Origin of the sequence: Lentzea kentuckyensis, assembly GCF_002150765.1 — a bacterium.
GTDB classification, from domain to species: Bacteria; Actinomycetota; Actinomycetes; order Mycobacteriales; family Pseudonocardiaceae; genus Lentzea; species Lentzea kentuckyensis.
Map to the genome: position 1 here is coordinate 1 of NZ_MUYM01000109.1, position 15,177 is coordinate 15,177.

The 15,177-nt window shown below is 68.9% G+C and carries 14 protein-coding genes; 2 read left to right on the forward strand and 12 right to left on the reverse strand.

The genetic code is table 11. The features are described 5' to 3' along the window. Nucleotides 1-43 precede the first annotated feature (43 nt). The gene (locus tag B0F77_RS39030) at nucleotides 44-1,255 is read right to left on the reverse strand and encodes an IS30 family transposase (protein ID WP_086668094.1); all 1,212 of its coding nucleotides are present in this window, start codon (nucleotides 1,253-1,255) and stop codon (nucleotides 44-46) included. 54 nt (nucleotides 1,256-1,309) lie between these two features. Next, complete coding sequence (locus B0F77_RS39035) at nucleotides 1,310-1,585, reverse strand: AfsR/SARP family transcriptional regulator (RefSeq protein ID WP_086668095.1); 276 nt, start codon at nucleotides 1,583-1,585, stop codon at nucleotides 1,310-1,312. Nucleotides 1,586-1,739: 154 nt separating this feature from the next. Between B0F77_RS39035 and B0F77_RS39040 the strand changes: the two genes are divergently transcribed. Continuing rightward, nucleotides 1,740-2,555 carry a class I SAM-dependent methyltransferase gene (locus B0F77_RS39040; protein ID WP_086668096.1) on the forward strand — a complete coding sequence of 272 codons (816 nt, stop codon included), beginning with the start codon at nucleotides 1,740-1,742 and terminating at the stop codon, nucleotides 2,553-2,555. An 83-nt stretch (nucleotides 2,556-2,638) separates the two neighbouring features. Here B0F77_RS39040 and B0F77_RS39045 read toward each other — a convergent pair whose 3' ends face one another. Further along, nucleotides 2,639-3,760, reverse strand: coding sequence for a DUF8189 domain-containing protein (locus B0F77_RS39045; protein WP_086668097.1), 1,122 nt, complete (start codon nucleotides 3,758-3,760; stop codon nucleotides 2,639-2,641). A 397-nt stretch (nucleotides 3,761-4,157) separates the two neighbouring features. Between B0F77_RS39045 and B0F77_RS39050 the strand changes: the two genes are divergently transcribed. After that, nucleotides 4,158-5,357 carry a hypothetical protein gene (locus B0F77_RS39050; protein WP_086668098.1) on the forward strand — a complete coding sequence of 400 codons (1,200 nt, stop codon included), beginning with the start codon at nucleotides 4,158-4,160 and terminating at the stop codon, nucleotides 5,355-5,357. A 67-nt stretch (nucleotides 5,358-5,424) separates the two neighbouring features. On the opposite strand, the gene B0F77_RS39055 is transcribed toward B0F77_RS39050, so the two are convergent. The 9 genes from B0F77_RS39055 to B0F77_RS39095 all read right to left on the reverse strand — a co-directional run bounded on the left by B0F77_RS39055 (nucleotide 5,425) and on the right by B0F77_RS39095 (nucleotide 15,032). Then, nucleotides 5,425-7,407, reverse strand: a complete 1,983-nt coding sequence (locus B0F77_RS39055; protein WP_086668099.1) for a glycoside hydrolase family 32 protein — start codon at nucleotides 7,405-7,407, stop codon at nucleotides 5,425-5,427. Nucleotides 7,408-7,424: 17 nt separating this feature from the next. Further along, entirely contained in the window at nucleotides 7,425-8,381 is a 957-nt protein-coding gene (locus B0F77_RS39060; protein WP_086668100.1) for a family 43 glycosylhydrolase, read from the reverse strand. Nucleotides 8,382-8,420: 39 nt separating this feature from the next. Next, nucleotides 8,421-9,305 carry a carbohydrate ABC transporter permease gene (locus B0F77_RS39065; RefSeq protein ID WP_086668101.1) on the reverse strand — a complete coding sequence of 295 codons (885 nt, stop codon included), beginning with the start codon at nucleotides 9,303-9,305 and terminating at the stop codon, nucleotides 8,421-8,423. Nucleotides 9,306-9,308: 3 nt separating this feature from the next. Continuing rightward, nucleotides 9,309-10,274, reverse strand: a complete 966-nt coding sequence (locus B0F77_RS39070; protein ID WP_086668102.1) for a carbohydrate ABC transporter permease — start codon at nucleotides 10,272-10,274, stop codon at nucleotides 9,309-9,311. A 56-nt stretch (nucleotides 10,275-10,330) separates the two neighbouring features. After that, entirely contained in the window at nucleotides 10,331-11,611 is a 1,281-nt protein-coding gene (locus B0F77_RS39075; RefSeq protein WP_245849239.1) for a sugar ABC transporter substrate-binding protein, read from the reverse strand. A gap of 105 nt (nucleotides 11,612-11,716) precedes the next feature. Next, nucleotides 11,717-12,751, reverse strand: a complete 1,035-nt coding sequence (locus B0F77_RS39080) for a LacI family DNA-binding transcriptional regulator (protein ID WP_169731048.1) — start codon at nucleotides 12,749-12,751, stop codon at nucleotides 11,717-11,719. 201 nt (nucleotides 12,752-12,952) lie between these two features. After that, nucleotides 12,953-13,759: an MBL fold metallo-hydrolase gene (locus tag B0F77_RS39085; RefSeq protein WP_086668103.1), complete on the reverse strand. Its 807-nt coding sequence runs from the start codon at nucleotides 13,757-13,759 to the stop codon at nucleotides 12,953-12,955. A gap of 17 nt (nucleotides 13,760-13,776) precedes the next feature. Further along, on the reverse strand, nucleotides 13,777-14,382 hold the full coding sequence (locus B0F77_RS39090) for a DsbA family protein (protein ID WP_086668104.1): 606 nt from the start codon (nucleotides 14,380-14,382) through the stop codon (nucleotides 13,777-13,779). 110 nt (nucleotides 14,383-14,492) lie between these two features. Next, complete coding sequence (locus B0F77_RS39095) at nucleotides 14,493-15,032, reverse strand: MarR family winged helix-turn-helix transcriptional regulator (protein ID WP_211294263.1); 540 nt, start codon at nucleotides 15,030-15,032, stop codon at nucleotides 14,493-14,495. Between the last annotated feature and the right edge of the window lie 145 nt (nucleotides 15,033-15,177).

Genomic DNA, 15,177 nt, shown 5'->3' on the forward strand with positions numbered 1-15,177 from the left:
AGCGCAGTTGGTGGTAGTTGAGGTGATCTGCAATCGGGCGGATTCACGTGGTCGTCGCAACACGTGGTGTTGGTGGGAACAGTAGCTCGTGGAGGGCTTCGGCCGGGGTTTTCCAGCCGAGTGTCTCGCGCGGGCGGTCGTTGAGCTCGGCGGCGACGAACTCGAGGTGCTCGCGGCTGTGGATCGAGAGGTCGGTGCCTTTGGGGAAGTACTGGCGTAGCAGGCCGTTGGTGTTCTCGTTGGTGCCGCGTTGCCAGGGGCTGTGCGGGTCGCAGAAGTAGATGTCCAGGCCGGTGGCGATGGCGATGTCCTTGTGGCGAGCCATCTCCTGGCCCTGGTCCCAGGTAAGGGACTGGCGCAGCGCGGCGGGCAACGCCGTGATCGCCTCGATCATCGCGTCGTGGACGGTGGCCGCGTCGCGTCCGGTCAGGTGCAGCAGCAAGCAGAACCGGGTGCTGCGTTCGACCAGGGTGCCGATCTGGGACTTGTGGTCCTTGCCGATGATCAGGTCGCCTTCCCAGTGACCGGGGACGGCCCGATCGTCGGCCTCGGCCGGCCGTTCGCTGATCAGCACCATGCCGGGGATCCGCTCGGGCGCCCGCGCCCGCCGGGCCTGAGCCTGACGGCGAGGACGGCGCAGCGCCCGCCCGGTGCGCAAGCAGGCCGCCAGTTCGCGGCGCAACGCGCCCCGGCCCTGCACATACAGCGACTGGTAGATCGTCTCGTGAGACACCCGCATCTCCGGCTCGTCGGGAAAGTCGAGCCTCAGCCTGGCACTGATCTGCCGCGGCGACCGACGGCGGGCCAGCCCGTCCTGCACCACCGCACGCAGCCGGTCATCACCGGCGAGCTTGGCCTGTTTCGGCCGCTTCGCCCGCCGCTCGGCCTTCGCCTGCGCCACCGTGGCCCGGTACTTCCGCGGCATCGTCGGCCGCTCCTTGCGCAGGGGCAGCGAGTTACGCTCCAGCTCACGGCTGATCGTCGACGCGGAACGGCCCAGCCGCCGACCGATCTCCCGCATCGACAGCTTCTCCGCGCGCAACACGGCGATCTCCTCGCGTTCCTCCAAAGACAGGTAGCGGTCTGACACCGGCCGCGGCGCGTTGCTGATCACCCCGCCAGCCTGCGCGAACCACTTGCTGCCCGCCATGAACGACACGCCAGCGAACCGCGCCGCCTCCGCGACCAGCATCCCCTGCCCGACACCCTCCCAGAACCGCAGCCGAACACTCCGAGGCAAACCAGGCCGACCCATCGCAACCTCCCAGATCAGAGGGGGTGTTGCGACGACCTACTGACACCAAGTCGATTACATCGGCTCGTAACTACAACCAACTTGCAGGTACAGCATCGTGAGAGCGCGACCACCGGGGTCGCCTGTGCCCGCTGTCGCGGAAGTCCGTTCCTCGGAAGACGGCGGACTCGTCTCCCACCACGCGTCCGCGAGCGCCCCAGCGGACACCGGCGAGTTGGCCTGACAGAGCAGCACGGCCAGCAGACGCCGCAGCATCGGCTGGTCCAGATCGACCTCTTTCCCCTCCACCGCGACACGAAGCGGTCCGAGCACACCGAACTCCGTCTTCATGAGCAACCTCCCCCGGCTCGACGGTGGCACCTCGACGCTGACATCGCGGTGGAACCAACCAGCTTCACGGTGATGGCGTAGTCCCGGAAAACCTGGCCGGTTCAAGCACTTCGAAGATTTCACAAACTTGTGAAATGCGAGTAGCGTCGTCGGCGTGAACGACACCGGACTCGTGGGAGTGCAGCAGACCCTCAGCCCCGTCCTCAGGGCCAAAGCGCTGGACAACCGGCTGCCGGACCCGATCCTCGGCGACCGGTACGCCGAGCAGGCGATGCGCCGGCTCGACCCCGACTACGACAAGGGCAGGTTCGGTGCCAGCCAGATCGGTCTCAGCGCCGTGGTGCGCGCCAAGGCCCACGACGACTGGGCCCGCGGCTTCCTCGCCAGTCACCCCGACGCGGTGGTGCTGCACCTGGGCTGCGGCCTCGACGCCCGCGTGCACCGAGTCGACCCGCCGGCCACCGTCGACTGGTACGACCTGGACTACCCCACGATCATCGAACTGCGACAACGGTTCCTGCCGCCGCGCGAGCACTACACCATGATCGGCTCCAGCGTCACCGACCTGACGTGGCTGGACCGCATCCCACGCGGCCGGCCGGTCCTGATGATCGCCGAGGGACTGGTCCCCTACCTGACCGAGACCGATTTCCGGCGGCTGCTGACCAGTGTCGTCGACGCCTTCCCCACCGGCCAGACACAGTTCGACACGGTGGCGGTCTGGGCGTGGCGCACCTCGAGGTGGAACCCCGGGCTGCGCAAGTACGGCACCCAGTTCCACTGCGGCTTCAACGATCCGGCCGCGCTGGCCGAGTGGCACCCACGGCTCGAATACGTCGACGAGGCGCCGATGACCGACGCACCGGTGCTGATGGCCAAGGCGCCCGCGAACGTACGGCGCCTGTACCGCCTCATGAACCTGCTGCCGGGCATGAAACGGTCCGCCCGCATCGTGCGGTTCCGGTTCTGACGCACGGCCGGCCAGCACACGCAGCACGCGCTATCGGCCGTTGACACTGGCCGATAGCGCGCGGCTGGTTCACGAGATGACCGTCATTCCCACCAGTTGACCGCGAGGCCACCGGTGTTGGTGCGGACGAACGCGTACGGCCGGTGCGACGGTTCCGCCACGAGCGTCGTCCCGAGTCCTCCCGCGATACCGCTGCCCACACTGCCCTGATTCGCCCAGTTCCAGGCGCGGCCGGTCCACCAGTGGACCCACAGGTTCCCGTCACCGCCCCGCACGAACGCGTAGGGGCGCGCGTTGTCCACCGTCAACGCACCCACTCCGTCGGTGACGCCACCGCTGGGCGCGCCCTGGTTGGACCACGCCCAGGCGCGTCCACTCCACCAGTTGAGCCACAGGTTCCCATCGGCGCCCCGGACGAACGCGTACGGGCGTTCGGCTCCCCCCGAGCTGTTCCTGACGGCGGTCGCTCCCACGCCCGCGGCGATGCCACCGCCCGGCGTGCCCTGGTTGGACCAGCCCCAGGAGTTGCCGGACCACCAGTTGAGCCACAGGTTTCCGTCTCCGCCGCGCACGAACACGTACGGGCGTTCCGGGCTCCCCGGACTGTCCTTGACCGTGGTCAAGCCGACCGCGGCACTGATGCCGCCGCCGGGCGTGCCCTGGTTGGACCAGACCCAGGTGCTGCCCGTCCACGAGTTGAGCCACAGGTTTCCGTCGTTACCACGAACGAACACGAACGAGCGCTCAGCCCTCTGCGGGTCGTCCCGAACCGTGATGGCACCGATGCCCTCGGCGATTCCGCCCGCGGGCGCGCCGTGGTTGTTCCAGGTCGAGCTGCTGCCGGTCCACACGTTCCGCCAGAGGTTTCCGTCGCCACCCCGGACGAACGTGAACGCCGCGTGCCCGCCGAAGCCGTCCCCGATCCGGACGACTCCCACACCACTGGCGAAACCGGGGGCAGGGGCGCCGAGAATGGACCAGAGCCAGGAAGAGCCGGTCCACCAGTTCGCCCACAGGTTTCCGTCGGACCCGCGAACGAAGGCGTGGACCCGGTTGTCCTGCCCACCCGACGGCGGGCGCAGGGACACCGTGCCGACCCGCTCGGCCACCGTGGTGTTGCCTGGCGTCCCCTGGTCCGCCCAGTGCCAGGCGGCCAATATCGAGGACTCGGCGTTCGAGGTGCCGATGGTCCCGGCACCTGTCATCAGGAAAGTCAACAACAAGCAGGCGACTCGTCTGAGTCCACCGCGCATGTGCTTTCTCCTTGTTCTCGTTGTCGCGATACGCCAGCGGCGCAGGGAATGGCCGACCGGCGCGTCTGTCGGCTGCGGCTGGGGGCGGCGGCCGCCCCAGGATCCGCGGCGGTACTGCGGGAACTGGTGTGCCTGGCGAGTGTGTCGGCGCCGCCCTGACCGATTCATTGGCTGCCGTTGAGTGCGCTGGTCATCGCCACGGACCGCATGGCTGCCGACGCGGGGTTTCACCAAGTGCCCGGCGACGTGCCGCTCCTGCCTCTGTTCAGCGGTGCCGAACACGGGCGCGGCGGGCATAAACATGACTCGTCCACGATCACGGCCACGGGGAGGGCGGTGCGATGACGTCGTGACGGTCCGCGTGGTGCTCGCCCTGCTCGCCGTCGCGGCCGCGCTGGCCGTGACGATGGTGTTGGTCTACCTGGCGATCGCGACCTTCATGCGGGTGTGGCGACGGGCGCAGGCGAAGGGGTACACCGGCCCTGTCACGCCCGCGATCCTCATGATCGCCGTCCTCGCCGGACTGGTGGGCGGGGCGGTCCTCGGCGCCGTGCTGGTCCGTCCAAGCGACGGAGCGTTCACCGCTCTCGCCACCCTGCTCGGCGTCGTGGCGACGTTGGGAGGGCTCGCCCTGGCCGTGCACCTGGTGCCCGCACGGCCCGTTCGGTCCGGCCGGCGACGGCGACCGCGAACACCGTTCCGGGTGGTGGGCAACCTGGCGGCGGCGACCCCACCGGTGGTGATGGTGGTGTTGCTGCTGAACGGCAAACCCGCGACGGTCGGCGTCCAGTCGCTGCTGCCGATGGCGATGCTGTCGGTCCTGTGCCACTCCGCCGCGCGGCGGGCGGACCGCATCGTCGCGCTGCCGCCGGTCGACCCGCGCCCGGCCGTGGTGTGGATTCGCGGTTTCGGCAACGAACGTCGCCTGTTCGGCTTCCGGCAGCGCGACGCAGAGGAGACGCGCGCCCGCCCGGAGCTCAGGAAGGTCTTCAGCCGCCGCCCGGAGCCGATGTCGTTCGAGGAGTACTTCGCACCGGCGATCGCCGAGGAGGTCGGACGCGGTTACGGCCTGGGCAACCCGCGCGACTACCTTCCGCCCGACGGCATCGATCGCCACTACGCCACCGACGACTCGTGGCGCGAGCAGTTCGCCGATCTGATCGCCGGGGCCCGGTGCGTGGTCATGGCACCGGGTGACTGGCCGGAGCTGCGGTACGAGTTCCGGGTGATCAGGGAGTTGGGGGCGCACCGCAGGCTGTTCGTGTTCGTGCCGCCGGCGGGCAGGGCTCGTCAGATCCGGAGGGTCAACCGGCTCAAGGGGTTCCGGCACGAGGACTGGGACGACTTCGCGGCGGCACTGGAGGGTGAACGCGGGTATCGGCTTGGGCCGGATCCGGGGCCAGGCGCCGTGGTGACGTTCGAGGACGACGGGAGTGCTGTTGTGTTGGCACGTGGCGCCGACGACCCTGCCGACTACGTGGCCGCTGTGCTTCGTCACCTCGCCGAGGTCGAGCAGCCCGCGCCGCCCGAGGTCCAGCCCGAGTCGTAGACGATCAGTTCCTCCCGATGGAGACCGGAGGAGGACGGGCGCGCCGGCCTCCTCCGGTCTCGGCCGCTCAGTCGCTCAGGAGCACCTGGTCCACCATGAGGTGTCCCCACGCGCCGGTCGCCTGGTCGATCACCTGCACCTGGGCGCTCTGGCCCTGCAGATCGCTGACGTCCCAGTCGATCGGTTTGAGGACGCCGGTGTTGTCTCCGGTGGCAGTTCGCACCACCTGCCCGTTCACGATCAGGTTGATCGAGGTCTCCCCTGACGAGCCGTGCGGGTGGTTTCCGCCGGCGAGCAGGAAGTGCAGGTGCTTGCGGTCCATGGTGAACACGGGTGAGGTGATCGTGCCGGTGGCCGGGTCGCCACCGCCGGCGAACGTGTCCAGCGCGGCGTTGCCGACCATGCCCGGCAGGTACCAGGGCAACGGCCCGGTGCCGGTGAAGCTGCCGGTGGCGGTCCAGCCGGGGTCGTAGGAGGAGCCTTCGAACCCCGAGAGCAGCCTGGCGGGGCGTTGGTTCAGGTCGTGGAACTCGGTGATCCTCGTGTTGGCGAACGTGGCGCTGCCGCCGGTGGCGTACAGGTTGATGCCGGTGTCCGAGGGATCGGCGAACACCTGGCTGGAGTGGACGTACCGGCCGTCGTCCACGAACACCTCGATCGTGGTCCGGTCGACCAGGATTCGCAGGTGTGCGGTGGTTTTCGCCGGGTTCCACGGAGCGTGGCTCTCACCCCTGGGGCCGTTGGGATCGGGCTGGCCGGTCTGCCGCCGGTTCAGATAGCTGTAGTCGCGGTAGATCCCGGCATCGGCGTGGCGGGTCCCGTCCGCCGACACCCGCAGCTGCAGCCCGATGTTGTCGAGCTGGGTCCAGCTGACGTCCGTTTCCAGCTGGTACGCGGTTCCCTTGTACGCCAACGGCACCAGGCCGTCGTTGACCTGGATGGTGCCGAGGTTCGTCACGGAGGAGGCGTGGGAGGCCAGGGCCGGAGTCGGCTGGGAGACGAGCGAGTACCCGTCGGCGTAGTGCTTCAGCGTGACCTGCCGGACGATCGAGTCGGTGCCGTTGAAGCCGTCCGAGGCCCTGGTCGGTGTGGTGTCCGCGTAGGCCCAGTTGTTCATCCAGGCCAGTCCGAACCGCCGGTCCAGCGGCGCGGCCGGGTCCTCCCAGGTGACTCCGGCGTACCAGTCGAAGCCGTGGTCGAGCCATTGCGGCTCAGGGGAATCGGCCGTGAACGCGGTGCCGTTGAAGGAACCTGTCCAGTAAGCATAGGTTTCCGGTTTCCCGGCCGCCCTGCCGTTGGCGCTCACGCCGAGCACCCAGTGCGTGGTGCCGTCGTCGGCGCGGATCTGGAACAGGTCCGGGCATTCGAGGATGCCGTAGGTGGCGGCGAACTCGGACTGCCGCGTCCACGTCTTGAGGTCCGGTGAGGTGTAGAACCCGATCCGGTTCCCCTCGGTGATCGCCGCGACCCACCGGCCCCGGTCGGAGTCCCAGATCACCTTGGGATCGCGGAAGTCCGCCCGGCCGCCGTTCGGGATCACCGGCGTGTCACCGTGCGGCCGGAACGTCCGGCCGCCGTCGATCGAGTACCACAGGAACTGTGCCTGCGGCCCCGAGGCGTTCGTCGGATGATCCATCTGCGTGACGAGCATGATCACCGCACCGGCGCCGAATCCGGCGGTGTTCGCGGTGTCCACGACCGCGGAACCGGACCACAGGTCGTGGTTCGCGTTCGTCTTCTTCGGCGCGGCGATCCCCTGGTCCGCGAAGGCGACCCCGTCGGAGGTCGTCGCCAGTCGCCAGGCCGTGCCGACCTCGGTCGGATAGTCGGCGTTGTAGAGGTAGTAGTAGTTGTGTTTCCCGTTGACGTACACCGGCCGCTGGGGGTCGTTCATCCAGCGGTCCGGCACGGTGAAGTGGTACTGCGCGCGATAGGTTGCCGCGGCCAGCGCGGGAGTAGCGCTGCCGGGGCCCGCAGCCGCGGTCGCCAGCACGAGTGCGGCGGCGAACGCGATCCGCATCAGGCGAAGTGGGCTCGTCGTTGAGCTCATCCGTCCTCCAGAAACTGTTAGGAGCCAGGAACACTGAGACGTTTGCCATCCCACGCCACCGGCATGGGATCGCTGATGGTGCCGACGAAGCCGTGCTCGCCGCGGTTGTGGAACGCGACCAGCACCCACCGGTCGTCGGACCGGCGGCGGATCAGGCGTCCGCTGTAGAGGCGGTCGTCGGTGACGGGCTCGGCGGCCGCGATGTCGAACGGGCCGAGCAGGCTTTCGGCGGGGGCGGCCCAGATTCCGCCGGTCGTGCCGGTCGCCCGGCGGTCGGGTGAGGCGTGCTCGGCCAGGCAGGAGAAGAGCAGGACCGGTCTGCCGTCCACGACCTCGACCTGGGTGACCTCCAGCTGCCCGAAGCCCCGCGGTTCGGGAACGGTCAGCGGCGGGCGGGATTCCCAGTGCCTCAGGTCCGCGGAGACCGCGTGGCCGACCACACCGCGCTCGAACGGTGCGCCGGTGGTGGCACGGGCGGTGATGAGCATGTGCCAGCCGTCGCCGTCCGGATCGGCGAAGACCCACGGGTCGCGGAACGCCTCGTCGTGCCAGACACCGGCGTCCAGCGTCTCGTGCCAGCGAGGGTCGGCGGACAGGACGGGGTTCTCCGGAGCCCGTTGCCACGTAACGAGATCCTGGGACGTGGCGTAGCCGATCCGCTGCACGTTCTGCCCGTCCGGGGCCGCCGTGGAGCCGGTGTAGAACAGAAACCAGGTGCCGTCCGGATGCCGCACCACCGAACCGGTCCACGTCGCCAGGTCGTCGAACGCCGGTGCGTCGGCACGGACCAGCGCGTCCTCGATCCGGGTCCAGTTGGTCAGGTCGGCCGAGACCGCGTGACCGATCGACGCGCGGTAGTGGCGGGCCTCGGGATCGCGCAAAGCCTTTGAGGCGTAGAGGAAGAAGAGGTGATAGGTGTCGCCGTCGTCGGCGAACCAGAAGTCCCAGACCCAGGAATCGGGCAGCGCGAACATCCACAAGCCTTTCGAAAAGGTCGGGTGAAAGAAGGAACGTCAGCCCTTGACGCCGCTCGCGGCGACGCTGCTGACGAAAGCGCGTTGGAAGGCGACGAACACGACGAGCACGGGCAGGGTGATCATCGAGGTGTAGGCCATGATCTCGCCCCAGGCGGTGTTGTCCTGGAAGAAGTACTGCATGCCCACCATGACCGGCCGCAGGTTCTCGTCCTGGACGACCATGCTGGGCCACAGGTACTGGTTCCAGGCCGGCAGGAAGGTCAGGATCGCGACCGTGGCGAACGCCGGTCCCGACAACGGCACCGCGATTTTGCGGTAGATGGTGAACCAGCCCGCGCCGTCGATCCGGGCCGCTTCGTCGATCGCGGTCGGAATCGTCGAGAAGTACTGGGCGAACAGGAAGACCGAGAAGCCGTTGGCGATGAACGGGATGATCTGCACCTCGTAGGAGTCCAGCCAGCCGAAGTCGTACAGGACCGTCCCGTTCTGGAACACCAGGGTCGGCAGCTGCGAGACCCAGTAGACCATCGGCACGGCGATCGTCTCGAACGGCACGATCAGCGTGGCGATGATGACGCTCAGCACCACACCGCGACCGGTCCAGCGCAACCGGGACAGCGCGAACCCCGCCATCGAGTTGACCACGAGCCCCGCGCCCACGACGACCGCCGTGACGAACAACGAGTTCAGCAGGAACCGGCCGACCGGCACCCGGTCGAACACCCCGGCGTAGTTGCGGAAGCTGATGTCTCCCAACGGGAGGAACGCGCGCCAGCCGCCGACGTCGGACAGGATCTGGCCGTCGGGCTTCAGGCTGGAGACGAACATGAACACCAGCGGGAACAGGAAGAAGACGGCGAGCCCGCCCATGGCCAGGTAGATCCAGAGCCGCCGCCGACGGCGCAACATGTGCTCTGCCATGGCTCAGTCCTTGTCTCGGGTCAGGACGCGCTGCACCAGTGCGACGATGAGCACCAGCACGAAGAACACCAGCGACAGCGCGGAGCCGTAGCCGATCTGCTGCTGCCGGTAGCCCATCCGGACGGCGTGGTAGACGAGCGTCGAGGTGGAGTCCACCGGGCCGCCCTGGGTCATCACGTCGATCTGCACGAACAGCCCGAGTGCGGCGATCGTGATGGTGATCAGCACGAACACCCTGGTCGGGCGCAGACATGGCCAGGTCACGTCGCGGAACTGCCGCCAGGCACCGGCGCCGTCGATCCGCGCGGCCTCGTACAGCTCCCCCGGGATCGTCTGCAGGCCGGACAACCAGATCAGCATGTGGAAGCCGACCGCCTGCCAGATGGACAGCACGATGATCGCGGTGAGCGCGGTGCTCGGGTTGTTCAGCCAGGCGGTGCCGTGCCACGCGCCGAACGTGATCGAGTCGATGAACGAGTTGATCAGCCCGTCCGGCTGGTACATGAACTTCCACAGGATCGAGACCACGACGATCGAGGTCACGACCGGGATGAAGAAGATCACCCGGAACGCCACCGCGCCGCGGATCTTCTGGTTCACCAGGATCGCGAGCACCAGTCCGAAACCCGCCTGCACCGGCACGACGACGGCGGCGAACGCGAAGGTGTTCAGCAACGAGCGGAAGAACGTCGGATCGGCCGTGAAGGCCCGCATGAAGTTGTCGAACCCGATGAAGGTGGTCGGTTCCGGCGAGATCAGCCTGGCGTTGGTGAACGACAGCACGAAGCCGAGGATCACCGGGACGATCAGGAACGCCAGCAGCAACAGCACCGCCGGGGCGGCCATCGCCCAGCCGGCGCGGCGTTCGGAACGCAGGTCGGCGCGGAACCCGCGGCGGGGGACGGAGCTGGGGACGGAGTTGGGAACCGCGCTCGCGGCGCGGGAATCCGGCGAGGAGATCGCCGTCATGGGAGGTGCCTTCCCTCTCTGCCCGCCGGGCGTTGCCGCCCGGCGGGAGCGACGATCTAGAAGCCGTAACCGTTCTGCGACGCGATGTCCGTGTCGATCGCCTTCGCCGCGGTGTCGAGAGTGGACTTCACCTCGGCGCCGCTCATGATGTCCTTCGCCGCCTTCTCGAAGGTCGACGAGATCACCGGGTAGCCGGGCGTGGCGGGCCGGGCCAGCGCGAACTTCTGCGACAGCACCGCGAACTGGTGCAGCGAACCGGTGTCGCTGAAGTACTTCGACGCCTTGGCGGCGGCCGTCGTGCTCGGGATGACCACCTGGCTGTCGGCGAACGCGGTGAGGTACTTGTCCTGGAAGCTGAACTTCAGGTACGCGCGGGCTCCCTCGGCGTTCTGGCAGCCGGCCGAGATGCCCCACTGCCAGGAGCCGCCGCCGATCTTCGGGCCCTTGCCGAAGTCCACCGGCGGCAGGATCAGCAGGTCGTCGCCGACGCTGGCGAGCGCGTCCTTGGCGTTCCACACCCCGGTGTAGCTCAGGGCCACCTTGTCGTCGATGAACCGCTGGTTGCCGACCGGGCCCGCGTTGTCCGCCCACCCGTTCTCGAACGCCTGCTGGAACCACGTGAAGAACTTCACCGCGTCCGGGCCGTTCAGCGCGCCGTCGGCGGTCTTCATGCTGTCGCGGTTGATCAGGTCACCGCCGGCGCTCTGCAGCATCGGCGAGTACGCGTACGACCACCACTCGCCCTTGTCCGCGGCGCCCAGGTCGAGTGGGGTCTGATAGCCGCCCGCCTTCAACTTGGTCACGGCCGCGCCGAACTCGTCGAGCGTCCACGGCTTGTCGACGGTCGGGATCCTGATGCTGTTCTTGTCCAGCACCGACTTCCTGGCGAAGATCGACAGCGCGGCGTCCCAGTACCCGGCCGAGTAGACGGTGTCCTTGTAACGGCCGACGGTCGTGGGCAACAGCGAACCGATCAGGTCGTCCGGCAGCCCCAGCGGCTGGAGATAGCCGGCCCAGGCCCAGTTCGGCATCACCGGCCCGTCCATGTCCAGCAGGCACGGCAGCTTGCGCGCCGTCGCGGCCGCGGTGATCGCCTCGTTGTAGGAACCCTGCGGGAAGTTCTGCTGGACGATCTTGTACTTGCTCTGGGACGCGTTGAAGTCGGCGATGATCTGCTGGTACACCGCCAGCTCGCCGGGATTGCCGGCCGAGTGCGTCCACATCGTGATCTCGCCGGAGCCACCGGAGGAGGAATCGCTCGCGCGGCCGCAGCCGCTGAGCACGAGCGCCGCGGACAGGCCCGCCGCTGCTAACATCGAGAGGGACTTGCGCTTCACCGTGCAGTCTCTTTCCCGGAGCGCGACCGGCCGTCGCCTCCGTGCTCAATGGCAGCGCCAACTGCCATGTGGATTGCAGTGCAACGAAGTGAGATCCGCCGCCGGTCAGTCGCCAAACTGCGCCGGCGGCGGGCTCACCGAGGCCCGCCGGACAAGCGGGCACGGCATGAGATGCGGGACCTCCGGGTCTGCCTGGCGCAGCCCGAGAGCCACCTCCATCGCCCAGCGGCCCATTTCGTAGTGCGGCAACGCGACCGTCGTCAGCGGCGGATCGAGCTCGGCCGCGACCAGTTGCTGATCGTCGTACCCGACGACGGACAGATCACGGGGAACCGAAAGTCCACAATGGAACGCCGCCGTGTAGGCGCCCATCGCCATGCGGTCGTTGAAGCAGAACATCGCGGTGGGCCGTCGTTCGGCCGGCAGGTCGAGCAGCCGTCGTGCGGCTTCCCGCCCACCACCCGCCACCGGTTCGGCCCGCACGTGCAGGGCGGGGTCCGGCTCGATCCCGGCCTCCGCGAGCACCTCCAGGTACCCCTCGTAGCGCAGCCGCGAGGCGACGAGGTCGAACCGTTCCTCCGCGTCCAGGAAAGCGATCCGGCGATGTCCGGCGGCCACCAGCTCCCGCACCGCGACCATCCCCCCGGCACGCTCGTCCGGCACGACCGCGGCACGGCCACCCGCGGCCGCGACGCAGTCGAGCAGCACGGCGTCCTCGGGCAGGCCTTCCGGTGGCTCGATCACCTGGTGCCACATGCACGCGTAGATGACGGCGTCGACCCGTTGCCCGTTCAGAGCGTGCAGAGCCTGCCGCTCCGCCACGGCGTCGCGTTCGGTGTCGACGAGGATCACCAGATGGCCCTGCTCGCGAGCCACGTCGTTGGCACCAGCCAGCATGCGCCCGGCGAACGGCGTGGTGGCGATGGTGTCCGAGATCAGGCCGACCATGCGCGTCTGCTGCGTCCGGAGACTGCGGGCCACCGAGTTCGGCTTGTAGCCGACCGCCTCGGCCGCGTCGCGCACGCGCTGCTGGGTCTGCGGCGAGATGCGCGTCGAGTTGACCCCGTTGAGGACCATCGACACCGTCGCCGTGGAGACCCCGGCGCGCGCTGCCACATCGGCCATCCGGACACGAGCCATCGCGGCGCCCTCCATTCCCAGCTCCGGGTGTTTAATCGATTAACTTGAGGTTAAGCGAGTATGCGTCCCGGTCGAGAGCGCGTCAAGAGTTCGTTACGGGCACCTGTCGTCGCTTCACCTCATTCGTCCGCGACGACGAAGCCGCCCGTGGCCCCCGGGAAATCCGGGGGCCACGGGCGGCTTCGGGCGGCTTCGGGTCGATCAGCCCCAGGTCATTTCACCGAGGGCGACCTTCGCGCCGATCACGGCGGCGACGACCATGCCGTGGTCCGGGTAGCGCTTGGTGAGCGCCTCCGTCAGCGAGGGGCCGTCAGCGGCACCGGCCAGCTCCTCCTCGAAGGCGAGGAGGTACTCGCGGGTGGCGGTGATGGCGGAGACGTCGGCCGGGGTGCCGGGCAGCCGGTGCCCCGGCACTACGAGCTCGGGGTTCAGCGCCTCCATCTCGTCCAGCAGGTCGCGCCAGGCGGCCCGCTGCTCGGGCTTGGCGGTGTCCGCGACCCAGACGTGCTCCTGCTGGAACAACAGGACGCCGCCGAGCAGGGCGCGCTGCTCGGCCTGCCACAGGTAGTGGCGGTCGGGCAGCACGGCGCTGCCGCCCTTGAGCTCGAAGCGGTGGCCTTCGAGCGTGAGGTCACCGGTGAGCGGCTGGAGGTCGACCAGGCGGGTGGGCAGGTTGACGCCGGACGACGCCCACGCCTTCAGCTTGCCCTCGTAGGAGTGCTGGATGTGCTCGATGACGTGCGGGGTGGCCACGAAGACCGCCGACGGGAACGCGTCGGCGACCACCTCGGCACCGAAGTAGAAGTCCGGGTCGCCGTGGCTGATGAACACGGTGGTGAGCGTCTTGCCGGCGTCCAGCACGGCGGCGACCAGGCGGTGGCCGTCAGCCAGTGTGAACCCGGCGTCGACCAGCAACGCCTCGTGCTCGCCGGTCACGAGCGTGGCGGTCTTGTTCTTGCTGCCGACCGGGAAGTCCAGATCGAGAACGGTGAAGTCGAGGGTGCTCATGGAAAAACTCCTTGGACTCAGCGGGCGGACAGAACCGAAAGGCGGTGGTCGACCTCGTCGGCGGTGGCGTGGCCACGGGCGAGCGCCGTGACGCGCGAGCCGTCCACCGCGAGGAGGGTGGGATAGCCGTCGACGCCCAGTGCGGCGGCGCGGCGGAAGTCGTCCTCGGGGACGGCCGAGTTCAGCGCGGCGAGCACGAGAACCGGCTCGATCCCGGCGGCCTCAGCGACTCGCGCGTACGTCTCCGGCTCGGACAGGCTGAGCCCGTCGACGTAGAAGGCGCGCTGCAGGGCGATGGCCAGCTCGGCGGCCCGGCCGGGCGCGGCGGCGCGCAGTGCGGCGAAACCGCGGGCGGCGTCCCGCGAGTCCATCACGAACTCCCCGTCGGCGATCAGCCGCTGGTAGGCGTCACCGAACTCGGCGCCGGTCAGCTCGCTGATCTTGGCGTTCGCACCCTGGATGTAGCCGAACTCGCGGATCGGCACGCGCCGCGCACCGGTGAACAGGCCACCGGAGACGACCTCCACCGGGAGCCCTGGGTGACGGCGGGCGACCTCGGACAGCACACTCGAAAAGCCGTGTGACCACCCGCAGTACGCGTCGAAGACGTAGACCAGCTGCACGGACGGGACCTCGCTTCAGGTCATGCCCGCACCGCGCGGGCAACTACCTGACACAACAGTATCTGACGTGTCAGATATTTCCCGCGCGGGGTGTTCTGCGCCATACGTACTCAGGACGGCCGGGACAGCAGACTCTTCGCCGCGTGGCTGAGAATCCGCAGGTCCTCGGCGAACTGCTCGCGGTGCGCCGCGGGCAACGGCTCGACGAAGTGACGCTTGATGTTCTCCACGTGCACCCGCGACGCCCGCACCACGGTCTCCTCCCCCAGCTCGGTCAGCCGGAGCAGCCGCCCACGCCGGTCATCGGGGTCCGCGGCCCGTTCCACCAGCCCGGCCGCCTCCATCCGGTCCACCAGCCGCGTGACCCCACCGGTGCTGAGCACCTGCTCCCGCGCGATCGCGCCCATCGGCAGTCCCGGCGCGCCCGACCGTCCCAGGATCAGCAGCACCTCGTACATCAGGTGGCTGATCCCGCACTCCACCTCGATCGCCCGCCCCAGCACGTGCTCCAGCCGGTTGGCCGCGCCCTGCAGCCGTCCGAAGGCGAGGATCAGCTCGTGCTGGGCCGCCTCTGCCGCCGTCGAGATCGGAGCCTCGTCCACCACGCCCACATCACCCGTTCGTCGCCTCGCCACCGTCGTCCGGATCATCGTCCACGCACCGGCCGGTTCGTGGCGACACGGGTGCTGTGTCGAGGTGGTCGAGGTGAATGAGCCTGACCCCGTCCGGTAGACCGAGTGGGCACCGTCGACGCGGAGGAACACGGCGCGGTCCGGTGCGCGGACCGCGTAACCC